The organism is Clavibacter sp. B3I6 (assembly GCF_030816895.1).
Taxonomy (GTDB): domain Bacteria; phylum Actinomycetota; class Actinomycetes; order Actinomycetales; family Microbacteriaceae; genus Clavibacter.
Genome location: NZ_JAUSYL010000001.1, coordinates 3,167,389 through 3,191,682, shown reverse-complemented (window position 1 = coordinate 3,191,682; position 24,294 = coordinate 3,167,389). Strand labels below are relative to the sequence as shown.

At 72.9% G+C, this 24,294-nt stretch carries 22 protein-coding genes and 1 pseudogene; 2 read left to right on the top strand and 21 right to left on the bottom strand.

All coding sequences use genetic code 11. The features are described 5' to 3' along the window. Nucleotides 1-43: 43 nt before the first annotated feature. Nucleotides 44-1,613 (bottom strand): annotated as a pseudogene (gene hflX, locus QFZ62_RS15390) (GTPase HflX). A gap of 40 nt (nucleotides 1,614-1,653) precedes the next feature. Here hflX and QFZ62_RS15385 point away from each other — a divergent pair. Then, the gene (locus tag QFZ62_RS15385; protein ID WP_307507561.1) at nucleotides 1,654-2,271 is read left to right on the top strand and encodes a class I SAM-dependent methyltransferase; all 618 of its coding nucleotides are present in this window, start codon (nucleotides 1,654-1,656) and stop codon (nucleotides 2,269-2,271) included. Between the two features lie 98 nt (nucleotides 2,272-2,369). On the opposite strand, the gene dapF is transcribed toward QFZ62_RS15385, so the two are convergent. The 16 genes from dapF to thyX form a co-directional block, all read right to left on the bottom strand. Further along, the gene (gene dapF, locus QFZ62_RS15380) at nucleotides 2,370-3,248 is read right to left on the bottom strand and encodes a diaminopimelate epimerase (protein WP_307507559.1); all 879 of its coding nucleotides are present in this window, start codon (nucleotides 3,246-3,248) and stop codon (nucleotides 2,370-2,372) included. 9 nt (nucleotides 3,249-3,257) lie between these two features. Further along, nucleotides 3,258-4,181, bottom strand: a complete 924-nt coding sequence (miaA, locus tag QFZ62_RS15375; protein ID WP_307507556.1) for a tRNA (adenosine(37)-N6)-dimethylallyltransferase MiaA — start codon at nucleotides 4,179-4,181, stop codon at nucleotides 3,258-3,260. Next, on the bottom strand, nucleotides 4,178-5,758 hold the full coding sequence (gene miaB, locus QFZ62_RS15370; protein ID WP_307507552.1) for a tRNA (N6-isopentenyl adenosine(37)-C2)-methylthiotransferase MiaB: 1,581 nt from the start codon (nucleotides 5,756-5,758) through the stop codon (nucleotides 4,178-4,180). Before miaB ends, miaA begins: the two co-directional genes overlap by 4 nt. A 49-nt stretch (nucleotides 5,759-5,807) precedes the next feature. After that, on the bottom strand, nucleotides 5,808-6,860 hold the full coding sequence (locus tag QFZ62_RS15365) for a RecX family transcriptional regulator (RefSeq protein WP_307507550.1): 1,053 nt from the start codon (nucleotides 6,858-6,860) through the stop codon (nucleotides 5,808-5,810). A gap of 122 nt (nucleotides 6,861-6,982) precedes the next feature. Further along, complete coding sequence (gene recA / locus QFZ62_RS15360) at nucleotides 6,983-8,068, bottom strand: recombinase RecA (RefSeq protein ID WP_307507547.1); 1,086 nt, start codon at nucleotides 8,066-8,068, stop codon at nucleotides 6,983-6,985. Nucleotides 8,069-8,335: 267 nt separating this feature from the next. Next, on the bottom strand, nucleotides 8,336-8,560 hold the full coding sequence (locus QFZ62_RS15355) for a DUF3046 domain-containing protein (protein ID WP_043561787.1): 225 nt from the start codon (nucleotides 8,558-8,560) through the stop codon (nucleotides 8,336-8,338). A gap of 84 nt (nucleotides 8,561-8,644) precedes the next feature. After that, nucleotides 8,645-8,953, bottom strand: a complete 309-nt coding sequence (locus QFZ62_RS15350; protein ID WP_307507543.1) for a helix-turn-helix domain-containing protein — start codon at nucleotides 8,951-8,953, stop codon at nucleotides 8,645-8,647. A gap of 139 nt (nucleotides 8,954-9,092) precedes the next feature. Further along, entirely contained in the window at nucleotides 9,093-9,614 is a 522-nt protein-coding gene (locus QFZ62_RS15345; protein WP_307507540.1) for a CinA family protein, read from the bottom strand. Next, complete coding sequence (gene pgsA / locus QFZ62_RS15340; RefSeq protein WP_307507538.1) at nucleotides 9,611-10,240, bottom strand: CDP-diacylglycerol--glycerol-3-phosphate 3-phosphatidyltransferase; 630 nt, start codon at nucleotides 10,238-10,240, stop codon at nucleotides 9,611-9,613. The genes QFZ62_RS15345 and pgsA overlap by 4 nt, the downstream gene beginning before the upstream one ends. A 3-nt stretch (nucleotides 10,241-10,243) precedes the next feature. Beyond that, nucleotides 10,244-13,123, bottom strand: a complete 2,880-nt coding sequence (locus QFZ62_RS15335) for a DNA translocase FtsK (RefSeq protein ID WP_307507535.1) — start codon at nucleotides 13,121-13,123, stop codon at nucleotides 10,244-10,246. A gap of 77 nt (nucleotides 13,124-13,200) precedes the next feature. Further along, on the bottom strand, nucleotides 13,201-14,436 hold the full coding sequence (locus tag QFZ62_RS15330; RefSeq protein ID WP_307507532.1) for an ABC transporter permease: 1,236 nt from the start codon (nucleotides 14,434-14,436) through the stop codon (nucleotides 13,201-13,203). Continuing rightward, on the bottom strand, nucleotides 14,433-15,140 hold the full coding sequence (locus tag QFZ62_RS15325) for an ABC transporter ATP-binding protein (protein WP_307507530.1): 708 nt from the start codon (nucleotides 15,138-15,140) through the stop codon (nucleotides 14,433-14,435). Before QFZ62_RS15325 ends, QFZ62_RS15330 begins: the two co-directional genes overlap by 4 nt. Further along, nucleotides 15,137-16,168, bottom strand: coding sequence for a hypothetical protein (locus QFZ62_RS15320; protein ID WP_307507528.1), 1,032 nt, complete (start codon nucleotides 16,166-16,168; stop codon nucleotides 15,137-15,139). Before QFZ62_RS15320 ends, QFZ62_RS15325 begins: the two co-directional genes overlap by 4 nt. A 236-nt stretch (nucleotides 16,169-16,404) precedes the next feature. Further along, nucleotides 16,405-18,081, bottom strand: coding sequence for a ribonuclease J (locus QFZ62_RS15315; protein WP_307507525.1), 1,677 nt, complete (start codon nucleotides 18,079-18,081; stop codon nucleotides 16,405-16,407). Between the two features lie 59 nt (nucleotides 18,082-18,140). Beyond that, nucleotides 18,141-19,124 (bottom strand): 4-hydroxy-tetrahydrodipicolinate synthase, encoded by a 984-nt coding sequence (gene dapA / locus QFZ62_RS15310; protein WP_307507522.1) that lies wholly within the window; start codon nucleotides 19,122-19,124, stop codon nucleotides 18,141-18,143. Between the two features lie 33 nt (nucleotides 19,125-19,157). Next, entirely contained in the window at nucleotides 19,158-19,949 is a 792-nt protein-coding gene (gene thyX, locus QFZ62_RS15305; protein WP_307507520.1) for an FAD-dependent thymidylate synthase, read from the bottom strand. An 83-nt stretch (nucleotides 19,950-20,032) separates the two neighbouring features. Here thyX and QFZ62_RS15300 point away from each other — a divergent pair, with 83 nt between their 5' ends. Then, nucleotides 20,033-20,953, top strand: coding sequence for a TIGR01777 family oxidoreductase (locus QFZ62_RS15300; protein WP_307507517.1), 921 nt, complete (start codon nucleotides 20,033-20,035; stop codon nucleotides 20,951-20,953). Between the two features lie 30 nt (nucleotides 20,954-20,983). On the opposite strand, the gene QFZ62_RS15295 is transcribed toward QFZ62_RS15300, so the two are convergent. From QFZ62_RS15295 to QFZ62_RS15280, 4 genes are read right to left on the bottom strand one after another with little or no spacing between them, the layout of a single operon-like run. Beyond that, the gene (locus QFZ62_RS15295) at nucleotides 20,984-21,433 is read right to left on the bottom strand and encodes a hypothetical protein (RefSeq protein WP_307507514.1); all 450 of its coding nucleotides are present in this window, start codon (nucleotides 21,431-21,433) and stop codon (nucleotides 20,984-20,986) included. After that, a complete protein-coding gene (gene dapB / locus QFZ62_RS15290) occupies nucleotides 21,433-22,263 on the bottom strand; it encodes a 4-hydroxy-tetrahydrodipicolinate reductase (RefSeq protein ID WP_307507511.1) in 831 nt (276 codons plus the stop codon). The genes QFZ62_RS15295 and dapB overlap by 1 nt, the downstream gene beginning before the upstream one ends. A 55-nt stretch (nucleotides 22,264-22,318) precedes the next feature. Further along, a complete protein-coding gene (locus QFZ62_RS15285) occupies nucleotides 22,319-22,921 on the bottom strand; it encodes a histidine phosphatase family protein (protein ID WP_307507508.1) in 603 nt (200 codons plus the stop codon). A gap of 8 nt (nucleotides 22,922-22,929) precedes the next feature. Beyond that, nucleotides 22,930-24,285 (bottom strand): pitrilysin family protein, encoded by a 1,356-nt coding sequence (locus QFZ62_RS15280; RefSeq protein ID WP_307507506.1) that lies wholly within the window; start codon nucleotides 24,283-24,285, stop codon nucleotides 22,930-22,932. Between the last annotated feature and the right edge of the window lie 9 nt (nucleotides 24,286-24,294).

The following is a 24,294-nucleotide window of genomic DNA, read 5'->3' as shown; positions in this document are numbered from 1 at the left end:
CCCCGAGGGGAGCGGCCGCTCTCGTGCGTGCGGGCGACGCGGATCAGACCGCGGACGCCACCGCGTAGTCCTGGACCTGCGCCTGCTGCTCGGCCGTGACGAGGGCCCGGACGCGCGTGCCCTCCTCCACGTACGAGGTCTCGAGGACCTTGGCGCCCTCGTGCAGCATCGCCACGATCTCGCCGTGCTCGAACGGCACCAGCAGGTCGACCTCGATGGTCGGCTGCGGGAGCAGCTCGGCGATGCGGCGACGCAGCTCGTCGACGCCCTCGCCCGTGCGGGCCGAGACGAAGACGCCCTGCGGGACGAGCCCGCGCAGCACGACGCGGTCGTCGTCCGACGCCAGATCGCTCTTGTTGAACACGACGATCTCCGGGATGGACGAGGCGTCCACCTCGGCGATGACCTCGTGCACCGTCGCGAGCTGGGCGGCGGGATCCGGGTGGGAGGCGTCGACGACGTGCACGAGCACGTCCGCGTCGGCGAGCTCCTCGAGGGTCGAGCGGAACGCCTCCACCAGCTGGTGCGGCAGGTTCCGGACGAACCCGACGGTGTCGGCGAGCGTGTACAGCTGCCCCTCGTCCGTCTCGGTCTTGCGGACCGTGGCGTCCAGCGTCGCGAACAGGGCGTTCTCGACGAGCACGCCCGCCTTCGTCACGCGGTTGAGCAGCGACGACTTGCCGGCGGGCGTTCGTGTACCCCACGATCGCCACCGACGGCACGGCGTTCCGGTCGCGATTGGCGCGCTTGGTGTCGCGGGCCGGCTTCATCCCGGCGATCTGCTTCCGGAGCTTGGCCATGCGCGTGTTGATGCGGCGGCGGTCGAGCTCGATCTTCGTCTCACCGGGTCCGCGGGATCCCATGCCGGCACCCGCGCCGCCGACCTGGCCTCCGGCCTGGCGCGACATCGAGTCGCCCCATCCGCGGAGGCGCGGCAGGAGGTACTGCAGCTGTGCGAGCTCGACCTGGGCCTTGCCCTCGCGGCTCTTGGCGTGCTGGCTGAAGATGTCGAGGATCACGGCCGTGCGGTCGATGACCTTGACCTTCACCACGTCCTCGAGGGCGCGCCGCTGGCTGGGCGCGAGCTCGGTGTCGGCGATGACGGTGTCCGCGCCGACCGCCGCCACGAGGGCACGCAGCTCCTCCGCCTTGCCGCTGCCGAAGTAGGTGCTGGGGTCCGGGGTGGGACGGCGCTGGAGGAGGCCGTCGAGCACCACGGCGCCCGCCGTCTCGGCCAGGGCCGCGAGCTCGCGCATGCTGTTCTCGGCGTCGTCGACCGACCCCTGCGAGTAGACGCCGATGAGGACGACGTTCTCGAGGCGCAGCTGCCGGTACTCGACCTCGGTGACGTCCTCGAGCTCGGTTGAGAGCCCGGCGACGCGGCGCAGCGCCTGGCGGTCGGCCCGCTCGCTCTGGTCGCCGTCGGACCCCTGCTCGGTGTCGGGGTTCGCGGACAGCGCCTGCGCGCCCGATCCGCGGAAGAGGGCGTAGCCGGCGGACCGGTTCTCCGCCCGGGCGAGGACGCGCGCGACGACGTCATCCCCGATGCTGCTCTCGGTGGACGTCGTCGTCGTGTCCGTGGACTCGTGGTCGTGCTCGTCGTGCGTGATCATGTGCTCCCATCGTAGCCTCGGCGTCCGGTATCGTCCCGGTATGGCCGACGCGCATTACTTCTCCTCGTCGCCGGCCGGTCCCCTGCGCACCCGCACGATCGCGGTCGAGCTGGGGGGACGGACGGTGGACGTCGAGACCGCGGGCGGCGTCTTCAGCCCCGAGCACGTCGACCAGGGGACCCTGGTCCTGCTGCGCCACGTCCCGACGCCTCCTCGTGAGGGTCATCTGCTGGACGTGGGCTGCGGCTGGGGTCCGGTGGCGCTCGATCTGGCGATGCGGTCGCCGTCGGCCACCGTGTGGGCGGTCGACGTGAACGAGCGTGCTCTCGAGCTGACGCGGGCGAATGCCCGGTCCCTCGGTCTCGATAACGTCAACGCCGTGCTGCCCGAGGATGTTCCCGCGGACCTCCGCTTCGCGACCGTCTGGTCGAACCCGCCCATCCGCGTGGGCAAGGAGGCGCTGCACGCGATCCTGCTCGACTGGGTGCCGCGGCTCGCGCCCGACGCCGACGCGTGGCTCGTCGTGCAGCGCCACCTCGGATCCGACTCGCTGCAGCGCTGGCTCGCCGACGCGCTGCCGGCGGGCCTCGAGACGACGCGCGCCGCGTCCGACAAGGGCTTCCGGGTGCTCCGGGTCCACCGCGGCGCCGACTCCTAGGGCGGATCCTCCGGCTGGGCTTCCCCGCCGGCACCGGTCCCGCGCCTCCCGCAACCGCCTCGACGCCGTCCTGCGGGTCGTCCAGACCGCGCGAGCGATCAGGCCAGCGCCACGACCCCGTCGAAGACGAGCTCCGCCGGACCCGAGAGCCCCACGTGCTCGCCGTCCTCCGTGGGGAACATCCGCACGCCGAGCACGCCGCCCGGCAGCTGGACCCGCCACTGGTGGGGTGCCGCGGCACCGGCCCAGTGCCGGATGGCGAGGGCGGCGGCCGCGGCCCCCGTACCGCAGCTCAGCGTCTCGCCGCTCCCCCGCTCGTGGACGCGCATGGCGATGTGGCCGATCCCGTCGACGACCAGCGGGTCGGCCGGCACGACGAGCTCCACGTTGGCGCCGTCCGCGGGCTCGGGGTCCAGCTGCGGCACGAACGCGAGGTCGGCCTCGGCGAGCTCGTCCTCGCTCGACAGCGCGACGACCACGTGCGGGTTGCCGACGTCGATGCCGAGGCCCGGCCGCGCGACCTGGAGGTCCTTCGCGCGCACGAGCGGCTCGCCGCCCGCCAGGGACCAGCGGCCGAGGTCGACCTGGAAGCCGGATCCGCTCCGCTGGACGTCCCGCACGCCGGCACGCGTGCCGATCGGGACGGTGCGCCCCGGCGGCAGCTCGATGAGCCCGTTCTCGATGAGGAAGAGCGTGAAGACGCGGATGCCGTTGCCGCACATCTCCGCGGGGCTGCCGTCGACGTTGCGGTAGTCCATGAACCACTCCGCGTCGGGATCCTCGTCGAGCGCCGCCCGGCCCTCGGGGATGCGGCTGGAGAGCACCGCGCGGATCGTGCCGTCGGCGCCGATGCCGAAGTGGCGGTCGCAGAGCGCCTGCACCTGGGTGTCGGTCAGGTCGATCTCGCCCGCGGGATCCGCGAACAGCACGAAGTCGTTGCCCGTGCCCTGGCCCTTGGTGAACTGCAGGTCTGCCATCCCGCCAGCCTACGGGCGCGCCGCCGGGAGGGCGTCGAGGGCGTGCTCGAGTAGCCGGTCGTCGCGCGCGTCGAGCCGCACGGCGTCGGCGTAGCGGCCGAACCACGACACCTGCCGGCGCGCGTACCGACGCGTGAGGGCGCGCGTCTCCTCGATCGCCTCCTCCTCGGTCAGCTCCCCCGCGATCTGACGCGCGGCCTGCGCGTACCCGATGGCGCGCGACGCCGTGACGCCGTCGGCGAGCCCCGCGGGCAGCAGCCCCCGCACCTCGTCCACGAGGCCGTCGGCCCACATGCCGGCGACGCGGGTGTCGAGCCGGGGCACGAGCTCCTCGCGCCGCAGCGTGAGCGAGAGGATCCGCGCGGGATGCCAGGCGCGCGGCTCGGCGGACTCCCGCGCCGGCTGGGGGCCCGTGATCTCGACCACCTCGAGCGCCCGCACCAGCCGCCGTCCGTTGTGGGCGCCGATGCGCTCGGCGGCCGCGGGATCGAGCTCCCGCAGCCGCCGGTGGAGCATGCCGGGACCGGTGGACGCGAGCTCCCGCTCGAGGCGCTGCCGGATCTCCGGGTCGGTGCCCGCGAACGCGTACTCGAACAGGACCGACGAGATGTAGAGCCCGGATCCGCCGACGAGGATCGGGACGGCGCCGCGCGCGAGGATGCCGCCGACCGCCGCCCGCGCCTCCTCCTGGTACGCGGCGACCGTGGCCTCCGCCGTGACCTCGAGGACGTCGAGCAGGTGGTGCGGGATGCCGCGACGCTCCGACTCGGGGAGCTTCGCCGTGCCGACGTCCATGCCGCGGTACAGCTGCATCGCGTCCGCGTTGACGATCTCCGCGGCGCGCCCCTCGGCGCGCAGGCGCTCCGCGATGTCGAGGGACAGCGCGGACTTGCCGGTGCCGGTGGCCCCGACGACCGCGAGGATCGGGGTCACGCGCGGTGACGCGGGTGCGCGGCCCCGTCGACCGCGGGCGACGGCACCCGGAGCGACGGCAGGCCGAGCGACACGCGGGGCGCGCCGCCGGCCGTGGTGGTCCCGAGAGCGGGCGCGGGCACGCCGCACGAGTCCGCCTGCGCGCGCTCCCAGGCGTCGCCGGCCCGGGTGCGCCGGATGCGCAGCGGCGCCTGGTCGACGGAGTCCGCGATGAGGTGGAACGGCGCCGCACGGGTGACCTCCACCTGCACGGCGTCGCCGGGCCGCGGCTCGCCGCTGCCGGCGGGGACGTCGAGGTGGACGAGGCGGCCGTCCTGGGCACGGCCCGTGACGCGACGGGTGTCGCCGTCCTTCCGCCCCTCGTGGGCGCTCACGAGCACCTCGACCGTGCGGCCGACGACGCGCTGGTTCTCCTCGTGGCTGATGCGCTCCTGCAGCGCGGTGAGGCGGGCGTAGCGCTCCTTCACGACGTCCGCGGGGACCTGCTCGTCCATGGTCGCGGCGGGGGTGCCCGGGCGGATGGAGTACTGGAACGTGAACGCGGAGGAGAAGCGCGCGGCCTCCACCACGCGCAGGGTCTCCTGGAAGTCCTCCTCGGTCTCGCCGGGGAAGCCGACGATGATGTCGGTGGTGATGGCCGCGTCCGGGATGCGCGTGCGCACCCGGTCGAGGATCCCGAGGAACCGCTCAGAACGATAGGACCGCCGCATGGCCTTGAGGATGCGGTCGGAGCCCGACTGCAGCGGCATGTGCAGCTGCGGCATGACGGCGGGCGTCTCGGCCATCGCGTCGATCACGTCGTCCGTGAAGGCCGCCGGGTGCGGGCTGGTGAAGCGGATCCGCTCGAGCCCCTCGATGGCGCCCGCGGCCCGCAGGAGCTTGCCGAACGCCTGCCGGTCGCCGAACTCGACGCCGTAGGAGTTCACGTTCTGGCCGAGCAGCGTGACCTCGACCGCGCCGTCGTCCACGAGGGCCTGGATCTCGGCGAGGATGTCGCCGGGCCGGCGGTCCTTCTCCTTCCCCCGTAGCGCAGGCACGATGCAGAACGTGCACGTGTTGTTGCACCCGACGGAGATGGAGACCCAGCCGCTCGCGATCTCGTCGCGCTTGGTGGGGAGCGTCGACGGGAACGTCTCGAGGCTCTCGAGGATCTCGAGCTGCGCCTCGCCGTTGTGCCGCGCGCGCTCGAGCAGCGTGGGGAGGGCGCCCATGTTGTGGGTCCCGAACACGACGTCCACCCACGGCGCCTTCTCGAGGACCGTGGCCCGGTCCTTCTGCGCCAGGCAGCCCCCGACGGCGATCTGCATGCCCTCGTGCCGGCGCTTCACCCCGGCGAGGTGGCCGAGGTTGCCGTAGAGCTTGTTGTCCGCGTTCTCGCGCACGGCGCAGGTGTTGATGACGACGATGTCGGCCTCGGCGCCCTCCGCGGAGACGTAGCCGGCGGCCTCGAGAGACCCGGTGAGGCGCTCGGAGTCGTGGACGTTCATCTGACAGCCGTACGTGCGGACCTCGTACGTCCGCGGCCGGTCGGCGGCGGGCGGGACGGCGACACGGACGTGCTCGGCGACGGTGCTCATGATGACTCGATCCTACGTGCGGGCGTGCCCCGCGCTCCCCGCCGGCCGGTCAGCGGAAGCGCACGCGCGACGATCCACGACGCGTGGCCAACGCCGCCTTCGCGGCATCGCGCACGACGCCGCCGCCGTACCCGCGACGCATGAGGAACGACGTGAGGCGGCGCTCGGCGGTCTCGTCGTCGTAGGACGAGAGCTGCCCGACGCGCTTCATCGCCACCTCGGTGGCGCGGGCGAGCTCCTCGTCGGGCTGCTCGGCCATGGCCTCCTCGATGACGAGGGGGTCGAGCCTGCGGCGTCGCATCTCCATCTCGACCGAGCGCCGCCCGAGGCCCTTGCGGTCGAGGTGCGTGTGCAGGATCTGCTCCGCCAGCGCCGCCTCGTCAATGTACTGCAGGGACACGTAGCGCGCGAGCGTCTCCTCGGCGATGTCGGGGTCGATCTCGGCGCCGTCGAGCACCTCGCGCGCCTCGGCGAGCGAGAGGCCCCGGCCGCGCAGGCGGTTGGCCAGCACGTTGTCGGCGCGCCGACGCTGGCGCTCCGGCGTGCGCTCGGCGGCGCGCTCCTCCTCGGCTTCCGCCTCACGACGCGCGTCCTCGACGCGGTCCTCCTCGAGCCGGAGCATGTCCTGCCGGTACGCCTCGTCCTGCTCGGCCTTCGCGCGTGCGCGTTCCGCACGCTCCTGCTCAGCGCGCCAGGCTGCGGGGGTCTCGTCGGGCTCGGGGCCGGTCTCGTCCGCAGACAGCTCCGCCCACGGAGCGGATCCGGAGTCGGACGCCCCTCGAGCCGCCTGCGCCTCGGCCTCCGCCAGGACGCGGCGCGCCTCGGCGATGCGCTCCTGCGCGGCCAGCGCACGACCCGCCTCGGAGGCGTCGACCGCGGCGCCGATCGTGACGATGCCGTCGACCTCGGTGACCGTGCGGCCCCGTGACGGATGCGTGGGCTCGACCCGCGGCGCGGGCGGCTCCTCGACGGGTGCCGCCGGCTCGAGGGACGGTCGAGCGGCGGCGCGGCGGGAGCGGCGGTCGGCGAGCGACGCGACGGGCGCCACCTCGTCCGGGCCGGGGCCGGTGCCCTGCTCGTCCTCGGAGGGGAATCTGACCATGGTGCTTCCGTCCTCGGGTGGACGACGGCGGATCCCGCGGAGCGCGGGTCGCAGCGTCGTGCCGGTGTCATGCGGAATGCGGGGCGCGTCGGCTCGACGCGCCCCGCCGGTGGAGCGCCGGGTCAGGCGCTCTTGCGGGCGGACGCCTTCGGCGCCACGGCGGCGACGGGCGCCGGAGCCGCGTCGGCCGCGGCCGCGTCGGCGTTCGGGTCCTTCACGAGGCCGAGCTTGACCTTGATCTTCTGCTCGATCTCGGCCGCGATCTCCGGGTTGTTGAGGAGGTGCTTGCGCGAGTTCTCCTTGCCCTGCCCGAGCTGGTCGCCGTCGTACGTGTACCAGGCGCCGGACTTGCGGACGATCTCGTGCTCGACGCCGAAGTCGATGAGGCTGCCCTCGCGCGAGATGCCCGTGCCGTAGAGGATGTCGAACTCCGCCTGCTTGAAGGGCGGCGCCATCTTGTTCTTGACGACCTTGACGCGGGTGCGGTTCCCGACCGCGTCGGTGCCGTCCTTCAGGGTCTCGATGCGACGGATGTCGAGGCGCACGGACGCGTAGAACTTGAGCGCCTTGCCACCCGCGGTGGTCTCCGGGCTGCCGAAGAACACGCCGATCTTCTCGCGGAGCTGGTTGATGAAGATCATGGTGGTCTGCGTCTGGCTGAGACCGCCCGTGAGCTTGCGGAGCGCCTGCGACATGAGGCGCGCCTGGAGGCCGACGTGCGAGTCGCCCATCTCGCCCTCGATCTCGGCGCGCGGCACGAGCGCCGCCACCGAGTCGATGACGACCAGGTCGATGGAGCCCGAGCGCACGAGCATGTCCGCGATCTCGAGGGCCTGCTCACCCGTGTCGGGCTGGGAGACGAGGAGCGCGTCGATGTCGACGCCGAGCTTCTTCGCGTACTCCGGGTCGAGCGCGTGCTCCGCGTCGATGAAGGCGGCGATGCCGCCGGCGCGCTGCGCGTTCGCGATGGCGTGCAGCGTCAGCGTGGTCTTCCCCGAGGACTCCGGGCCGTAGATCTCGACGATGCGGCCGCGCGGGAGCCCGCCGATGCCGAGGGCCACGTCGAGCGCGACGGAGCCGGTGGGGATGACGGCGACGGGCGCGCGCTCGTCGCTGCCCAGGCGCATGACCGAGCCCTTTCCGAACTGACGGTCGATCTGGGCGAGCGCGGTCTCGAGGGACTTCTCGCGGTCTGCCGATGATGCCATGGGGTGCTCCTCGTGTCGAAGGTGATGTGCCTGCAGGCTGTCGCTCCGCTCCCGCTGGCCGCGGGATCCGGCACCGACAAGGCGACGGGTGATCTCCGCGAGGTGCACGTTATGCGGCACCGACGACATCGCTGCCGTCGAGGCCGGACCTGTGCAGTCCGCGCTTCGAATCGCTCCTGTGGGGAGACTACGCGCGTTCGAAGGGATATTCGAACGGCGCGCCGCGTGTCGCCAGGGGATCCCGCGTGGACGGGCGGCGAGGAGCCCTCAGGCCCGCGGCTCGGGCACGCCGGCGCCGTTCCAGCGCGAGCGCGGCACGTCCTGCGCCCGGCAGAGGGCGAGCCAGACCTCGCGGGCGGGCGTGCCGTCCTTCAGCGCCTGCGCGCACGTGCGCCCGCCGAGATCGCCGAGCACGAGGTCCGCGACGAGCACCGGCCCGTAGCCGGCACCGAACTCGTCGGAGACGGCCCGCTGGAACTCGCTCAGTCGCATGCCCTCACGCTACCCGCTGCGCCCGGGACGACGACGCCCCGCCCGTCGCGAGGACGGGCGGGGCGCGAGGTCGTGGTGATGGGGTCAGCGTGCGACGAGCCCGCTGTCGAAGCCGGCGACGAGCTCGTCGGGGATCGTGTCCGGGATGGGGTTGAGCCCCTCGATGACCGCGAGGCGGTCGCCGACCTCGCGCATGATGACCGAGATGGGCGTGTCCAGCGCGTCGGCGACGGACGCGAGGATCTCGCTCGACGCCTCCTTCTGACCCCGCTCGACCTCGCTGAGGTAGCCGAGCGCGACGCTGGCCTTGCTGGCGACCTGTCGGAGCGTGCGCCCCTTCTGCAGGCGGAAGTCCCGAAGGACGTCGCCGATCTCCTGACGGACTAGTACCACGGGACCCTCCTCGTTGCGCCTGGTGCCTGATCGAACCGGAGGTCCGGGGCTGATGGGTGAGCATCCGGCCGAGGCCTCAGGCTAAGCAGGGCCACTGGGCGTTGCTTGTGAACCTGATCATGACAACGCGGGACCCGCATCAGATGTTCCCGCCGGATTCGAGCGCGTCGACGAGGGCCACTAGGGCCTCCCGGACCACCCCGGCCCGGACCGCCTGGCGGTCCCCGTCGAGGTGGAGGGCGACGGCGCGCGAGTCGCCGTCGATGGAGAGGCCCACGAACGCCGTGCCCGGCCGCTGTCCGTCCTGCGGGTCGGGACCCGCGGCTCCCGTGGTGGAGACGCCCACGTCCGCCGGGCGTCCGTCGACCGCGCAGACCTTGCGCACGCCGCGGGCCATCTGCCGCGCGACGTCCGGATGCACCGCTCCGTGGACCGCGAGGATCGACGACTCGACGCCGAGGATCGTGCGCTTGAGGGCCGTGTCGTAGGAGACGATCCCGCCCGACAGGGCGCGGGAGGCTCCGGGGACGCCGACGAGGGCCGCCGTGAGCAGGCCGCCCGTGAGTGACTCCGCGACCGCGATGCGGCGCCCGCTGGCGACGAGGGCGGCGATCACGCACTCGGCGAGCTGCTCGTCGGTCGCGTCGTCGACGGCGCTCATGACGCGCGCTCCGCTCGCAGCGCCTGCCGCACGTAGTCGAGGCCGGAGAGGATCGTGAGGGCGAAGGCGATCGACATCAGCACCGTGTTCACGACGTGCATCCCGTCGCCCACGACGTCCCACAGGGGCAGCAGCGCGACGCTGATGGCCACGGCCTGCGCGACCGTCTTCAGCTTGCCGCCGCGCGACGCGGCCACGACCCGGTCGCGGAGCACCGCGAAGCGGTAGGCCGTGATCCCGAGCTCGCGGACGAGGATCGCGATCGTCACCCACCACGGGAGCTCGCCGAGCACGGACAGCATCACGAGGGCCGCGCCCGTCAGCACCTTGTCGGCGATGGGGTCGAGGAGCTTGCCGAGGTCGGTCACGAGGTTGCGGCTGCGCGCGATGTGCCCGTCGACGCCGTCGGTCGCGATGGCGATCACGAACAGCGCGGCGGCCGCGTAGCGGAGCGGCCCGTCGGCGCCGTCGTCCGCCACGAGCAGGACGACGAAGACCGGGGCCAGCAGGATCCGGGCCATCGTGAGGACGTTGGCGACGTTCCAGGGGCTCGCCGGGGAGTCGCCCGCGCGCCAGACGCGCGGTGCCCCGATCCCGGTGGCGCCCGATCCGCTCGACTCGGCCACGGTTCAGTCCCTGCCCGTGAGGCCCCAGGCGTCGTCGTCGCCCTCGGCCTCCACCTGCTCGTAGGCGTCGAGGTCCTTGTGGAGCGGATCCGACGGGTAGCGGTCGTCGTCGACCGGCTCGGCGGCGACCGCGGCAGGCGCTGCCGCGGTGGGCGCCACGGGCGCGGCGGCGGGTGTCTCCCCCCGCAGCGTCGCGAGGACGCCCGGCAGCTGCTCCGCCGAGACGAGCACGTCGCGCGCCTTCGACCCCTCCGACGGGCCGACGATCTCGCGCGCCTCGAGGAGGTCCATGAGGCGGCCGGCCTTGGCGAACCCGACCCGCAGCTTCCGCTGCAGCATCGAGGTCGAGCCGAACTGGGTGCTGACCACGAGCTCGGCGGCGGCGAGCAGCACCTCGAGGTCGTCGCCGATGTCGGCGTCGATCTCCTTGCGCTCCGCGGCGACGGCGACGTCCTGGCGGTAGTCCGGGCGGGCCTGGCGCGTCACGTGCTCGACGACCTTCGCGATCTCCGCCTCCTGCACCCACGCGCCCTGCACGCGGACCGCCTTGTTGGCGCCCATGGGGAGGAAGAGGCCGTCGCCCTGGCCGATGAGCTTGTCGGCGCCCGGCTGGTCGAGGATCACGCGGGAGTCGGTCATGCTCGACACCGCGAAGGCGAGGCGGGACGGCACGTTCGCCTTGATGAGGCCCGTGACGACGTCGACCGAGGGGCGCTGCGTGGCGAGCACCAGGTGGATGCCGGCCGCGCGCGCGAGCTGCGTGATGCGGACGATGGAGTCCTCGACGTCGCGCGGCGCCACCATCATGAGGTCGGCGAGCTCGTCCACCACGACGAGGAGGTAGGGGTACGGGCGGAGGGTCCGCTCGCTGCCCTCGGGGAGCACGATCGATCCGCTCGTGACGGCCTTGTTGAAGTCGTCGATGTGGCGGAAGCCGAAGCTGGCGAGGTCGTCGTACCTCATGTCCATCTCCTTCACCACCCACTGCAGCGCCTCGGCCGCCTTTTTCGGATTGGTGATGATGGGCGTGATGAGGTGCGGCACGCCCGCGTAGATGGTGAGCTCGACGCGCTTCGGGTCGATGAGGACCATGCGCACGTCGCTGGGCTTCGCGCGCATGAGGAGCGACGTGATCATCGAGTTCACGAAGCTCGACTTGCCGGAGCCCGTGGATCCCGCGACCAGGAGGTGGGGCATCTTGGCGAGGTTGGCGATGACGTAGCCGCCCTCGACGTCCTTGCCGACGCCGATGGTCATCGGGTGCGCGCTGTTCGTGGCGGCCGACGAGCGGAGGACGTCGCCGAGGGAGACGATCTCGCGGTCGGTGTTGGGGATCTCCACGCCGATGGCGCTGCGGCCCGGGATGGGCGAGAGGATGCGGACCTCGTTGGAGGCGACCGCGTAGCTGATGTTCTTGGCGAGCGCCGTGACGCGCTCGACCTTGACGCCGGGCGCCAGCTCGAGCTCGTAGCGCGTGACCGTCGGACCGCGCGAGAAGCCGGTGACCGTCGCGTCGACCTGGAAGTTGGTGAGCACCTCGGTGAGCGCGCGGACCACCTCGTCGTTGACCGACGAGCGCGACTTCGCGGGCGTGCCGGGCGAGAGCGTGCTCGCCGCGGGCAGTCGATAGGGAGCCTGCGGGGTGTCCGACTCCCCCGACACGGTCGCCGCGTCGGATCCGTCGTCCTCGAAGCCGGGGAGCACGGCGGGCTCGTCGTCGTCGCGGATGCCCGTGGGATGCGCGGGGACGGACGGGAGGATCGCGGTGGCCGCCTGGTCGGCGACGGGCTCGGCGAGGTCGATGCGCCGGGTCGCGGCGTCGTCGCCGGCGAAGGCGCCGGGCTCGGGACGGGAGGCGTCCGGGTCCACGGTGCGGTCGATGACGGCGGTGGGAGCCTCGGCGGCGGGCCGACCGCGACGGCCGCGGCCCCGGTCGCGGTCGTCGTCCCGATCCTCGTCCGCGTCGTCGGATCCGGCGTGCGGCGCGAGCACCGGGCTGTCGAACGCCGGCGCGTCCTCGCGCTGGCTGCGGTTGCGGCGCCACCACGGGAGGCTGTCGGTGTCCACGGGGCCGTCATCGAGGCCGTCGAGCTCGACCTGCTCGGTCGCGCCGGACCGGCGGGCGGCACGGTCGGCCGCGCGCTGCTCCTCGTCCACCGGCGGGGCGCCGAAGAGGTAGGAGTAGAGCTCGCGGAGGCGGACCCCGACGCGGTTCGGCGGCGTGCGCGTGATGATGAAGAGGGACAGCACGAGCAGGATCCCCGCCACGACGCCCGCGCCGACCGGCGTGATGAGGAGGGCGAGCGGGGCCGCGAGCACCCAGCCGAGGACGCCGCCCGCGCGGGCCAGCGCGAGCATGCCGTCGCGCGGATCCGGCGCCCCGTTGAAGAGGTGGCACAGCGCCGAGATGGAGACGAGGAAGAGCGTGACGCCGATGCCGATCCGCCCGTTGTCGCTGACGGACGCCGGATGGCGGAAGAGCCAGAGCGCGAGGAGCACCATCACGATGGGCAGCGCGAACGCGACCCGGCCGAAGAGGCCGCCGAACGTGTATGCGTCGAAGGCCATCGCCACGTCGTTCAGCGGGTTGAACCACTCGACCACGACGCCGGCGATCGCGAGGACCACGAGGAGGAAGGGGATGCCGTCCCGGCGCTCCTCCTTCGCCAGCTTCTCGGGGCCCAGGGCGCGGAAGAGGGCCCCGGTGGCGTGGGCGAGGCCCATCCACGCGACGACCAGCGGGCCGCGGCGCTCCGCCTGGACGGGGTAGGCGACGGTCTGCTGCTTCGTCTCGGCGGCACGCCCCTTGCGCGGGGGCGTGGCGCGCGGCGCGGGCGAGGAGGTCTTCCCGGCGCGACTGGTCGACCTGGTGCTCGTAGCCATGCGACCCACGTTATCCCGCGCCGCCGTCGCCGGACGTCCGCCGAGCCGGGCGCGACCCTCGCCGCCCGGACCCGGCATCAGTACCGGATCGCATCGATGACGGAGACCCGCACCGCGACGAGCGCCGGGAGCAGGCCCGCGATGGCGCCGACCACGAGCGAGGCGCCGAGCCCGAGGAGCGCGGCATCGAGCGGGAACGGCGGGAACTCCGTGACGCCCGAGGCGACGAACGAGAGGATCCAGGGGTTCTTGACGATCGCGACGGCCGCCATCACGCCGACCACGCCCGCGGCCGTCGTCGCGACGACGCTCTCCATCATCACGGCGAAGAACACGCGGCCCGCGCTCGCGCCGAAGCTCCGGCGGACGCCGATCTCGCGGATCCGCTGGGCGACGGTGACGAGCGAGATGTTCACGAGGCCGAGCGCGCCGAGGAGGAGCACGAGGCCGGCCACTCCCCCGACCAGGATCTTCAGCGAGAGGAGCGGGTCGTAGTCGTACGTGCCGTAGTCGGTCCGGTTGACGGACGCCTGCACGCCGTCGGGAGCCGATGCCGCCACGTCCGTCGACTGGATCGCCGCCATCAGCCCCTCGGACTCCGCCTCCGGCACCCAGAACTCCATCTGCGGCTGCGTCGCGTCCAGCCCGGTCGGGCCCATCAGCCGCTCCGCCGACGCGGCGAGCAGGAGCATCGCGGGCGGCTCCTCCGCATACCGGTTCGGCGTGACGCCCACCACGACGCCGGTGGCGTCGCCCTCCGCTCCCCGCAGCACGGCGGTGGGGTGCGTCGCGAGCTCCGGCGATCCGAGGGCCGCCATGAAGGCCGCGTTGACCACGATCGGCGGGGCGAGCCGGTCGGCGTCGCGGTCGTCGAACCACCGCCCGTCGGCCAGGTCGACCCGGCGCATCTCGCCGTAGTCCACGTCCACGACGGTCGCCTGCACCTCGACGGCGCCGCCCGGGAGCTCGACCGGGAACGGCGAGGAGGCGATCACCGTGGACCACGTGATGCCGTAGCGGTCGGCGATCTCGGCGAGGAGCGTCCGCTGGTCCGCGTACGGCATCCCGGCCCCCGTCTCCGAGTAGGTGGACACGGACAGCGCCGCGGGCCGGCCGGACTCGCGCTCGAACTGCTCGGTCTGCGCCTGCTCGACCACCCCGCCTAGGCCGACGACGGAGGTGATGGCCGTGACCGCGACGGCGACGCCGATGAGGGAGAGGAGGACGCGCGTGCGGTGGATCCGCAGCTCCGCCCACGCCTCGACGACCGCGCCGACGAGGCCCGTGCCCGTGCGGGCGAGCCAGCCGCTCACGCGAGCACCTCGCGGACCAGCGCCTCGGCGGGCGCGAGCACGCCGGCCTCCAGCCGGTGGTGCCGGTCGGCGCGCGCCGCGACGGTCGGGTCGTGCGTGATGGTGACGAGCGCCGCGCCGGACGCGTGCGCGACCTCCGCCAGCAGGGTCATGACCGTCGCGCCGGTCTCGATGTCGAGGGCGCCCGTGGGCTCGTCGGCGAGGATCAGCCGCGGCGAGCGGACGAGGGCGCGCGCGATGGCGACGCGCTGCTGCTCGCCGCCGGACAGGGTCTCCGGCATGGAGTCGATCCGGTGGCCGAGGCCGACGCGCTCGAGCATGTCGGCCGCGATGGACGCGCGGCGCCAGAAGGTGCGGCCGGTGGAGTAGAGCAGCGGCGTCATCACGTTCTCGCGCGCCGTGCGCCCCTGCAGCAGGTTGAACTGCTGGAAGATGAAGCCGATGTCCCCGCCCCGGGCCCGGTCGCGACGGGAGCCCGAGACGCGGGCCATGGGCACGTCGTCGAGGAGGACCTCGCCGGTGGTCGGGGTGTCGAGCAGGCCGAGGATGTTGAGCAGCGTCGACTTGCCGGATCCGGAGCGGCCGACGATCGACACGTGGTCGCCCACCGAGACGTCGAGGTCGACGCCGTGCAGGATCGTCAGCGGCTCGTCGTCCGGGCGGAGGACCGTGCGGGTCACCTGCTCGAGGCGGATGAGGCTCATCCGCCGTACCCGCCCTGCATCATCATCGGGTCCTCCGTGGGCGCCGGTGCGCCGGGCACGAACTCGAGCACCATGTCGCCCTCCGCGAGGCCGGAGGTGATCTGCACGACCTTCCCGTCGCTGATGCCGAGGCCGACCGCGCGCTCCTCCGGCTCGCCGGACTCCGACGGCAGCCAGACGTTGCCCGTGTCGGCGAGGCCCTCGACGGCGGTGGTGGGGAGGGTGAGGACGTCGGGCGCCTCGCCCGCGGGGATCGTGATCTCGGCGGCGAGGCCGGGGAACACGCGCGTGCCGGCGGGCACGGCGCAGGAGACGGTCGCGCCGGTGGACGCCGACTCCGCGCCTCCGGCGGCTCCCGTGGACCCCGCGTCGCCCGCGCCGCCCGTCGCGCCGTCGCCGGCAGCCGCGGACGGCTGGCCGATGCGGAGGTCGGCGCACTCGAAGGGCGCGGGGCCCGACGCGATCGCGACGCGCGCCGCGGCCGGCTGGGTCACGAGCCGGTACTGCTCCTCCGCGGTGAGCGGGGCGCTCGCGCGGAAGGTGGGCGGCGAGATGCGGCCGACCGCGTCGCCGACGGCGACCTCCTGGCCCACGAGGACGCCGAGCTCGGTGAGCGAGCCGGCCGCCTTCGCGGTGACCGTCTCGGTGACGACCTTGGGCTTCGGCTGCGTGACCGTGCCGTCCGCGGCGACCACCGGGTCGACCGGGGTCTCCTGGCGGATGACGAGGATCGGGTCGCCGACCGCGACCGTGGCTCCCTGCCCGGCGACGAGCTTGGAGACCTTGCCCTGCAGGGTCGCCTTCACGGGGACGGCGGGGTCGGGCTGGATGCTGCCCTTCACGGTCACGTCGTTGACCACCGTCGCGATCGACGCCGCGACCTGCGACTCGACCACGGAGCCCGTCGGCACCTCGGAGGCCTCCTCCGCCGTCGTGCCGAAGAACGCCATGCGCACGAGGGCCGCCGCGATGGCGGCCAGCACGACGAGCCTCGTGATCGGGAGGATCCATCTCCGCCAGACGCCCACGGCCGCTCCTTCCCCGGCGTCCCCCAGCGGTCCGTCCGGTCACCCTCGACGCTAGGGGCGGAGCACGGCGGGCGGGTCGGCCGCGGGGATGACATGCGCGCCCGCGGCGGGGGGCCCCGGGAGGAGGCGGGCGGGACGTGCGGACGAGGGACCGGCCGACGCCGGGGACGACGGAGGGGGCGGGGCCTCCCCCGCCCCCTCCGGGACGCGCTGCTCCGCCGGCGGCGGCCGTGGCGCTACGCCTCGATGACCACCGGGATGATCATCGGCCGGCGCCGGTGCGACGAGTTGACCCAGCGGCCGACCGTGCGCCGGACGACCTGCGAGTACGCGTGCGTGTCGCGGGTTCCGTTGGCCGCGGCCTCCGCGAGCGCCTTGACGACGAGCGGCTTGACGCTGTCGAAGACCTTGCTGTCCTCGGCGAAGCCGCGCGCCTCGATCTCCGGACCCACGATGACCTTGCCGGTCTGCGGCTCGACGACCGCGAAGATCGTGACGAAGCCCTCCTCGGAGAGGATGCGACGGTCCTTGAGGTCGGCGTCGGTGATCTCGCCCACGGTGGAGCCGTCGACGTAGACGTAGCCGATGTCGAGCTGGCCCGTGACGCGCACGTGGCCGTCCTTCATGTCGAGGACGGTGCCGTCCTCCGCGAGGAACGTGTTGCGCTCCGGCACGCCCGTCTGGATCGCGAGCTGCTGGTTCGCGACCAGGTGACGGTACTCGCCGTGCACCGGGAGCACGTTCCGCGGCTTGAGGATGTTGTAGCAGTACAGCAGCTCGCCCGCGGCGGCGTGGCCCGAGACGTGGACCTTCGCGTTGGCCTTGTGCACGACGTTCGCGCCGAGCTTCGTGAGCCCGTTGATGATCCGGTACACGGCGTTCTCGTTGCCGGGGATGAGGCTCGAGGCGAGGATGACCGTGTCGTCCTGGCCGATCTCGATCTGGTGCTCCGAGTTGACCATGCGGCTCAGCACCGCCATCGGCTCGCCCTGCGACCCGGTGCTCATGTAGACGATCTCGTCGTCCGGCAGGTTGACGGCCTTCTTGGAGTCGATGAGGACCCCCTCCGGCACCTTGAGGTAGCCGAGCTCGGCCGCGATGGTCATGTTGCGGATCATCGAGCGGCCGATGAACGCCACGCGGCGCCCGTTGGCGGCGGCGGCGTCGAGCACCTGCTGCACGCGATGGACGTGGCTGGAGAAGCTCGCGACGATGACGCGGCGCGGCGCCTTCGAGATGACGGCCTCGAGGACCGGCCCGATCGAGCGCTCGGTGGGCGTGAAGCCCGGGACGTCCGCGTTGGTGGAGTCGGACATGAAGAGGTCGATGCCGGCCTCGCCGAGGCGCGCGAAGGCGCGCAGGTCGGTGATGCGGTCGTCGAGCGGCAGCTGGTCCATCTTGAAGTCGCCGGTGTGCAGCACGCTGCCGGCCTCGGTTTTGATGGCGACGGCCAGGGCGTCCGGGATGGAGTGGTTGACCGCCACGAACTCGAGCTCGAACGGCCCGAGGCGCTCGCGGTCGCCCTCCTTGACCTGGAACGTGTACGGCTTGATCCGGTGCTCCTTGAGCTTCGCCTCGATGAGGGCGAGCGTGAGGCCGGAGCCGATCAGCGGGATGTCCTGCTTCAGCTTGAGGAGGTAGGGCACCGCGCCGATGTGGTCCTCGTGGCCGTGCGTGAGCACGATGCCGACGACGTCGTCGAGGCGGTCCGCGATGGAGGAGAAGTCGGGGAGGATCAGGTCGACGCCCGGCTGGTGCTCCTCGGGGAAGAGCACGCCGCAGTCGACGACGAGGATCTTGCCGTCGATCTCGAACGTGGTCATGTTGCGGCCGATCTCGCCCAGGCCGCCGATGGGGGTGATGCGCAGGATGCCGGGCTTGAGCGCGGGGGGATCGTAGATCGTCTGGGGCATGGGGCTCCTCGGTCGGCGGTGCGGCCCGAAGGGGCCGGCGGGGGATGTGCGTGGGCGCGTCAGCGCGTGGTGCCCGCGATCTTCGGCAGCGCTCCGCCGGCGGCGGCGTTGCGGTCGGGGCGGAAGTTGCGGAAGTCGACGCCGGGGACGTCGCGGACGAGGTCGATCTCGTCCTCGATCTGGGCGGCCTCCCACTCCTCCGGACCTACGAGGGGCAGGCGCACGCGGGGGCTGCCGATGCGGCCGAGGCCGTGGAGGATGTACTTCGCGGCGACCGTGCCGGGCACGTGCGTCATCACCGCGCGGACGAGCGGCTCGAGCTGCTGGTGCGCGTGCGTGGCGGCGGCCAGGTCGCCCTCGTTCACGGCGTCGACCATGGTGCGGTAGGGCGTGGCGGTGACGTTGGCGGTGACCCCGATGAGGCCGGTGCCGCCGATGGCGAGCGTCGGCAGCGCGTTCGCGTCGTCGCCCGCGAAGTACATGAGGCCCGTCTGGTTGAGCACGCGGCTGGCCTGCGCGAGGTCGCCCTTCGCGTCCTTGATGGCGAGGATGTTCGGGTGCTTGGCGGCCCGGAGGATCGTCTCGTACTGGATGGGGATGCCCGTGCGGCCGGGGATGTCGTACAGGATGACCGGCAGGTCGGTGGCGTCGGCGATCATCCGGAAGTGGGTGAGGACGCCGGCCTGCGTGGGCTTGTTGTAGTACGGCGTGACGATCATGTTCCCGTCCGCGCCGGCCTTCTCGCTCTGGCGGGCGAGCTGCATGGCGTGCGCGGTCTCGTTCGACCCGCCGCCCGTGATGATCTTCGCCCGGCCCGCGCTCACCGAGCGGCCGACCTCGACGAGCTTGACCTTCTCCGGGTCCGTCAGCGTGCTGGTCTCGCCCGTGGTGCCCGTGACGACGATGCCGTCCGCGCCCGCCACGATCACGTCGTCGATGTGCTTCTCGACGCCCGGCCAGTCGACCTCGCCGTCGGCCGTGAACGGGGTGACGAGCGCCACCAGGACCTGGCCGAAGGGGTTCTCTGTGGACACGGCACCCATCGTATCGGTCGGCGGTCGTCGGGTCCGGGCGCGCTACGGCGCGACGCGGCCGTTCTTCTGGAAGGCCGCGTGGGTGAGGGGCATGAGCCGCTCGAACTCCATCTCCATCCTCTCGGCGCACATCTCGATCTCGCGCTGCGGGAAGCTCGGGAACGTCGAGTCCTCGTGCTTGGTGCGCAGCGACAGGAAGTTCATGAGGGCGCGCGCGTTGAGCGTCACGTACATGGACGAGTAGATGTTGAGCGGCAGGACGATGCGGGCGACCTCGCGGGCCACGCCCTCGCCGAGCATCCGCTGGTAGGACGCGTACGCCTCGGTCGAGGTGCGGCGGGTCTCGGCCTGGACGAGCTCGGTCTGCTCCGGGCTCCCGGCGAGGAACTCGTACGCGCCGGGCTTGCCGACCTGCACGAGGTTGCGCTCGGGCCCGGGCACGTAGAACACGGGGTCGAGCTCCTTGTAGCGGCCCGACTCCTCGTTGTAGGAGGCCATGCGGTGGCGCATGAACTCGCGGAAGACGAAGATCGGCGCCTGCACGTAGAAGGTCATGGAGTTGTGCTCGAAGGGCGATCCGTGGCGGTCGCGCATGAGGTAGTTGATGAGGCCGCGGTCGCGCTTCACGCGCTTCTCCTCGGCCTCCGTGTCGACGTCGCCCTCGAGGGCGCGGTCCTGGCCGTCCGGCTCGTCGAGCGCATGCTCGAGGGTCTTCTCGCCGGCGGTCGAGACGCGGGCGGCGAAGATCACGTCGGAGTCGTGGGCGCTCGAGCGGACGAGCTCCACGGTCATGTCGGATCGGAAGGCGATGTCGTCGTGGGGCACGACCGTCACTGTACGCGACCGCCCGCGGCGACCGCCCCGGGTCGTGGGAGGACCGGGCCGTAGGCTGTCGGGCACCGACGAAGGGCTCGACCATGTCCGACAGCACCGCATCCCCCGCCCCGCTCACCGTCCTGATCTCCGGCGCGGACGGCACCATCGGCACCGAGCTGCAGGCGCAGCTGCGCGCGGCCGGGCACCGCGTGGAGAAGCTGGTGCGGCACGCCCCCTCGGGTCCGGACGAGCACGAGTGGCAGCCGGCGGAGGGCCGCCTGGATCCGGCCGTGCTCGACGGCGTGGACGCGGTCGTGAACCTGTCGGGCGCGTCCATCAGCCGCCTTCCGTGGACGAAGCCGTACCAGGAGGAGATCCGGTCCTCGCGCGTGCAGGCCACGCGCACCATCGTGGGCGCCCTGGCGTCGGCGTCGACGCCGCCGCGGGTGCTGCTGAACGGATCCGCCGTGGGGTTCTACGGCGACCGCCCCGCCGAGCGCCTCACCGAGGACTCGCCGCGCGGGACGGGCTTCCTCGCGGAGGTCGTGGAGGCGTGGGAGGCCGAGGCCTTCGAGGCGTCCGGCGACGTGCGCGTCGTCGCCCTCCGCACCGGCCTCGTGCTCGCGCAGGCGGGCGCCCTCGCCCCGCTGCGCCTCCTCACGAACCTGGGGCTGGCGGGGAAGCTCGGCACGGGCGGGCAGGTCTGGCCGTGGATCTCCCTCCGCGACGAGGCCGCCGCCATCGTGCACCTGCTGACATCCCCGCTGTCGGGCCCGGTGAACCTCACCGGTCCCGAGCCCGTGATGGCCGACCGCCTCATGCGCCACCTCGCGAAGCGCATGCACCGCCCCTACCTCGTGCCCGCGCCGGAGGCCCTCATCCGGCTGGCGCTGCGGGACGCGGGCCAGGAGCTGCTGCTGTCCAGCCAGCCCGCGCGCCCCGAGAAGCTCCTCGCCGACGGCTTCGCCTTCCGCGACCCCACCGTGGAGCTCGCGATCGACCGGCTGCTCACGAGGGCCTGAGCCCCGGGTTCGCGCCGTCGCCCGGTCGGGTCAGGCGGACGGCACCGACCCGTGCAGGGCGATCGCGCGGCGGATCGCTCCGCGCGCGCGTCGTCGGTCGCCGCTCGCGTCGTACGCGAGGCCCAGACGGAACCACGCCCGCCAGCTGGCCGGCTCCGCCTCGACCTCGGCCTGGTATGCGGGGAAGGCGGCGTCGGCCGCGTCCCGCAGGGGCCGGCCGCTCGCGCGGGTCGGCAGGTCGGCGACGGGCAGGCCGCCCTCCTCGTCGAGGATCCGCGTGAGCCGTGCGCTGCGGATCCCGAAGAGGAGCTCGCGGACGAGGGCCCACGCGCCGACGAGCGACAGGAAGACGAGGCTGAGGCCGAGCACCACGCCGACGAGCTCGCCCGACACGATGAGCAGCACGGCGAACTGCCCGGCCACCGCCAGGTACAGCACCATGAGCACGGCCATGAGGCCCACGCCGATGCGCGTGCCCATCAGGAGCTCGTGACGGTGGCCGCCTGGCCGCTCGGCCCGCCGTCGTCCACGGGACCGGTCGGCGCGGCGGCGGCGTCCCGCGTGGCGCGCTCGCGCGACCCGTCGAGGTCGATGAGGCGGTCGAGCCCGACCACCACGCCCCGCGCGGTGCGGACCGCGCGGAGGGCGAGCAGGATCCCCGCCTCGTACGCGCTCGGCGCGAGCGTGTCATGGCTGATGGTGAGGACCTCGCCGTTGCCGCCGAACACGACGTCCTGCTTGGCGACGACGCCCTGCATCCGGAGGCTGTGCACGGGGATGCTCGCCACCTGCTGGCCGCGGGCGCGCTGGTCGATGTGCGGCGCCTGCACCGGGCCGCGCGCGCCGCGGGCCTGCGACATGAGCTCCGCGGTGCGCACGGCCGTGCCCGACGGCGAGTCGATCTTCGTGGCGCCGTGCGCCTCGACGATCTCGATGGAGTCGTAGAAGCGCGCCGCCATCTGCGCGAAGGACGTCGCGAGGACGCTGCCGACCGAGAAGTTCGGGATGATGACGACGCCCACGGCGAGGTTGCCCGTGATCCGCCGCTCGAGGTCCTGGATCCGCTCACCCGTCCAGCCGCTGGTGCCCACGAGCACGTTCATGCCGTGCGCGACCGCGTACTCGACGACCCCCTGGCTGACCGCCGGGAGCGTGACGTCGACCGCGATGTCGGCGCCGAGCATGTCGGACAGCTCGTCCTTCGAGTCGAGGCTGGCGACGAGCTCGAACTCGGCGCTCGCCTCGACGATCTGCGTGATCAGCTGGCCCATGCGGCCCGTTGCGCCGACGACGGCGACCGTGGTTGTCATCCCGCCAGCGTACCGGCGCGGTCCGCGCCGACGCTGGCCGGCCGGGCGGATCGGCCTAGTAGGGCTGCTGCTCCGGCAGTCCCGTGCGCAGCTCCACCGGGAGGTGGCCGAGGTCGTTGTGCACCACCAGGACGGGCGGCTTCGCGGAGCGCACCCGGATGATCGTGAGGCCGCAGTTGGCCTGGTTGATCCCCATCCAGCGCCACTCGGGGGCGTCGAACACGTGCCGCACGAACCACGCGATGACGAAGTTGTGCGTGATGAGGAGGTCGTGCCGGTCCCCGCGCGCCGGCGCCAGGAACTCGCTCACCGCGTCGGACATCTGGGCGCTGCCCGCGTCGATCTCCTCCTCGGTCACCCCGCCGAAGAACGACTCGAAGGCGTGCGGCATGTCCGGCACGGGGCCCGACGGGATGCAGTCGAACAGCAGGGACGACGGCTCCGGCTCGACGGCCGGCATGCGCTGGGCCATGATCGCCGCCGTCTCCTCCGCGCGCGCGAGCGGCGAGTGGCGCACCGACGTGAACGGCACCCCGCTCAGCCGGTCGGCGATGCAGTGCGCCTGGCGCTTGCCGCGACCGGAGAGCGGGCCGTCGGGCAGCCCGTGCTCGGCGTCCTGCTGCTCGCCGTGGCGGACGAGGTAGATGTAGTGGGACACGGTTCCTCCTAGAGGAGCGAGCGGGTCTCGAGCAGCGGGGCGAACGCGTCGGCGCCGACGGTGCCCACAGCGGCGATCGAGAGCGGACGGGAGACGAGGTCGGCTGCGAGGGAGCGGACGTCCTCGGCGGTGACGCGGGACAGGCGGGTGAGCGTCTCGTCGAGGTCGACGTACTCGCCCGTCGTGATCTCCGAGCGGCCGAGCCGCGACATGCGCGTGTCCGAGTCCTCGAGCGCGAGGGCGGACTGCCCGGAGAGCTGGCCGAAGGCGCGGGTCAGCTCCTCGTCGGTCACGTGGTCCTCGGCGAGGCGCCGGAACTCGTCGACCATGAGGCGGGAGACCTGCGCGGTCTTGGCCGCGGTGCATCCCGCGTAGAGGCCGAAGACGCCGGCGTCCGAGTAGGAGGCGCCGAAGGAGTAGACGGAGTAGGCGAGGCCGCGCTTCTCGCGCACCTCCTGGAACAGGCGCGACGACATGCCGCCGCCGAGCACCGAGTTGAGCATGGCGAGGGCGGGCCGCCGGTCGTCGGACGCGGCGAGGCCCGGCACGCCGAGCAGGATGTTGGTCTGCTCGATGGGGCGGTCGACGACGACGAGGTCGCTGCCGCGCGTGATGACGCCGACATCGCCGGTGCGACGGGCGACGGGGGCGGCGAGGACGGACAGGTCCCATCCGGCGCGCTCCAGGCCTGCGGTGACCCGGGCGACGAGGGCATCGTGGTCCACCGCACCGGCCGCGGTGATGACGAGGTCCTGCGGGCGGTAGTTGCGGCGGTAGTGGGCGACGACGGCGTCGCGCTCGGCGGCCTCGATGTCCGCGGGGCTGCCGCCGATGGGCCGGCCGAGCGGGTGATCCCCGAGCACGGCCTCGAAGAAGCGCTCGCTCGTGACGTCGCCCGGGTCGTCGTCCGCCATGGCGAGCTCCTCGAGGATGACCCCGCGCTCGGTCTCGAACTCCTCGGCGTCGATGAGGCTGGACGTGACCATGTCGGCCAGCACGTCGACGGCCATGCCCAGGTCGCGATCCCGCACCTTGGCGTAGTAGCACGTGTACTCCTTGGCGGTGACGGCGTTGTGCTCGCCGCCGACTGCGTCGAAGGCCACGGCGATGTCGAGCGCCGAGCGCGACGGGGTGCCCTTGAAGAGCAGGTGCTCGAGGAAGTGCGTGGATCCGAGGTCGCCGGGCTGCTCGTCGCGGGACCCGACCGCGACCCACATGCCGATGGTGGCGCTGCTGCTGCCGGGCACGTCCTCGCTGAGGATCCGGACGCCGGACGGGAGGACGGAGCGTCGGACGCGGGCACCGCCCGCCGACTGCACGGTGAGCTCGGGGAGGTCGAGGGGGAGTTCTACGGCGCGGGACATCAGCGTCAC

What these genes read in the sequence shown, in the direction of transcription:
- QFZ62_RS15385 (WP_307507561.1), top strand. Translation starts at nt 1,654, where the DNA reads ATGGCCGACGCGCATTACTTCTCCTCGTCGCCGGCCGGTCCCCTGCGC.
- dapF (WP_307507559.1), bottom strand. Translation starts at nt 3,248, where the DNA reads ATGGCAGACCTGCAGTTCACCAAGGGCCAGGGCACGGGCAACGACTTC.
- miaB (WP_307507552.1), bottom strand. Translation starts at nt 5,758, where the DNA reads ATGAGCACCGTCGCCGAGCACGTCCGTGTCGCCGTCCCGCCCGCCGCC.
- QFZ62_RS15365 (WP_307507550.1), bottom strand. Translation starts at nt 6,860, where the DNA reads ATGGTCAGATTCCCCTCCGAGGACGAGCAGGGCACCGGCCCCGGCCCG.
- recA (WP_307507547.1), bottom strand. Translation starts at nt 8,068, where the DNA reads ATGGCATCATCGGCAGACCGCGAGAAGTCCCTCGAGACCGCGCTCGCC.
- QFZ62_RS15355 (WP_043561787.1), bottom strand. Translation starts at nt 8,560, where the DNA reads ATGCGACTGAGCGAGTTCCAGCGGGCCGTCTCCGACGAGTTCGGTGCC.
- QFZ62_RS15345 (WP_307507540.1), bottom strand. Translation starts at nt 9,614, where the DNA reads ATGAGCGCCGTCGACGACGCGACCGACGAGCAGCTCGCCGAGTGCGTG.
- QFZ62_RS15335 (WP_307507535.1), bottom strand. Translation starts at nt 13,123, where the DNA reads ATGGCTACGAGCACCAGGTCGACCAGTCGCGCCGGGAAGACCTCCTCG.
- QFZ62_RS15325 (WP_307507530.1), bottom strand. Translation starts at nt 15,140, where the DNA reads ATGAGCCTCATCCGCCTCGAGCAGGTGACCCGCACGGTCCTCCGCCCG.
- QFZ62_RS15315 (WP_307507525.1), bottom strand. Translation starts at nt 18,081, where the DNA reads ATGCCCCAGACGATCTACGATCCCCCCGCGCTCAAGCCCGGCATCCTG.
- dapA (WP_307507522.1), bottom strand. Translation starts at nt 19,124, where the DNA reads ATGGGTGCCGTGTCCACAGAGAACCCCTTCGGCCAGGTCCTGGTGGCG.
- QFZ62_RS15300 (WP_307507517.1), top strand. Translation starts at nt 20,033, where the DNA reads ATGTCCGACAGCACCGCATCCCCCGCCCCGCTCACCGTCCTGATCTCC.
- QFZ62_RS15295 (WP_307507514.1), bottom strand. Translation starts at nt 21,433, where the DNA reads ATGGGCACGCGCATCGGCGTGGGCCTCATGGCCGTGCTCATGGTGCTG.
- dapB (WP_307507511.1), bottom strand. Translation starts at nt 22,263, where the DNA reads ATGACAACCACGGTCGCCGTCGTCGGCGCAACGGGCCGCATGGGCCAG.
- QFZ62_RS15280 (WP_307507506.1), bottom strand. Translation starts at nt 24,285, where the DNA reads ATGTCCCGCGCCGTAGAACTCCCCCTCGACCTCCCCGAGCTCACCGTG.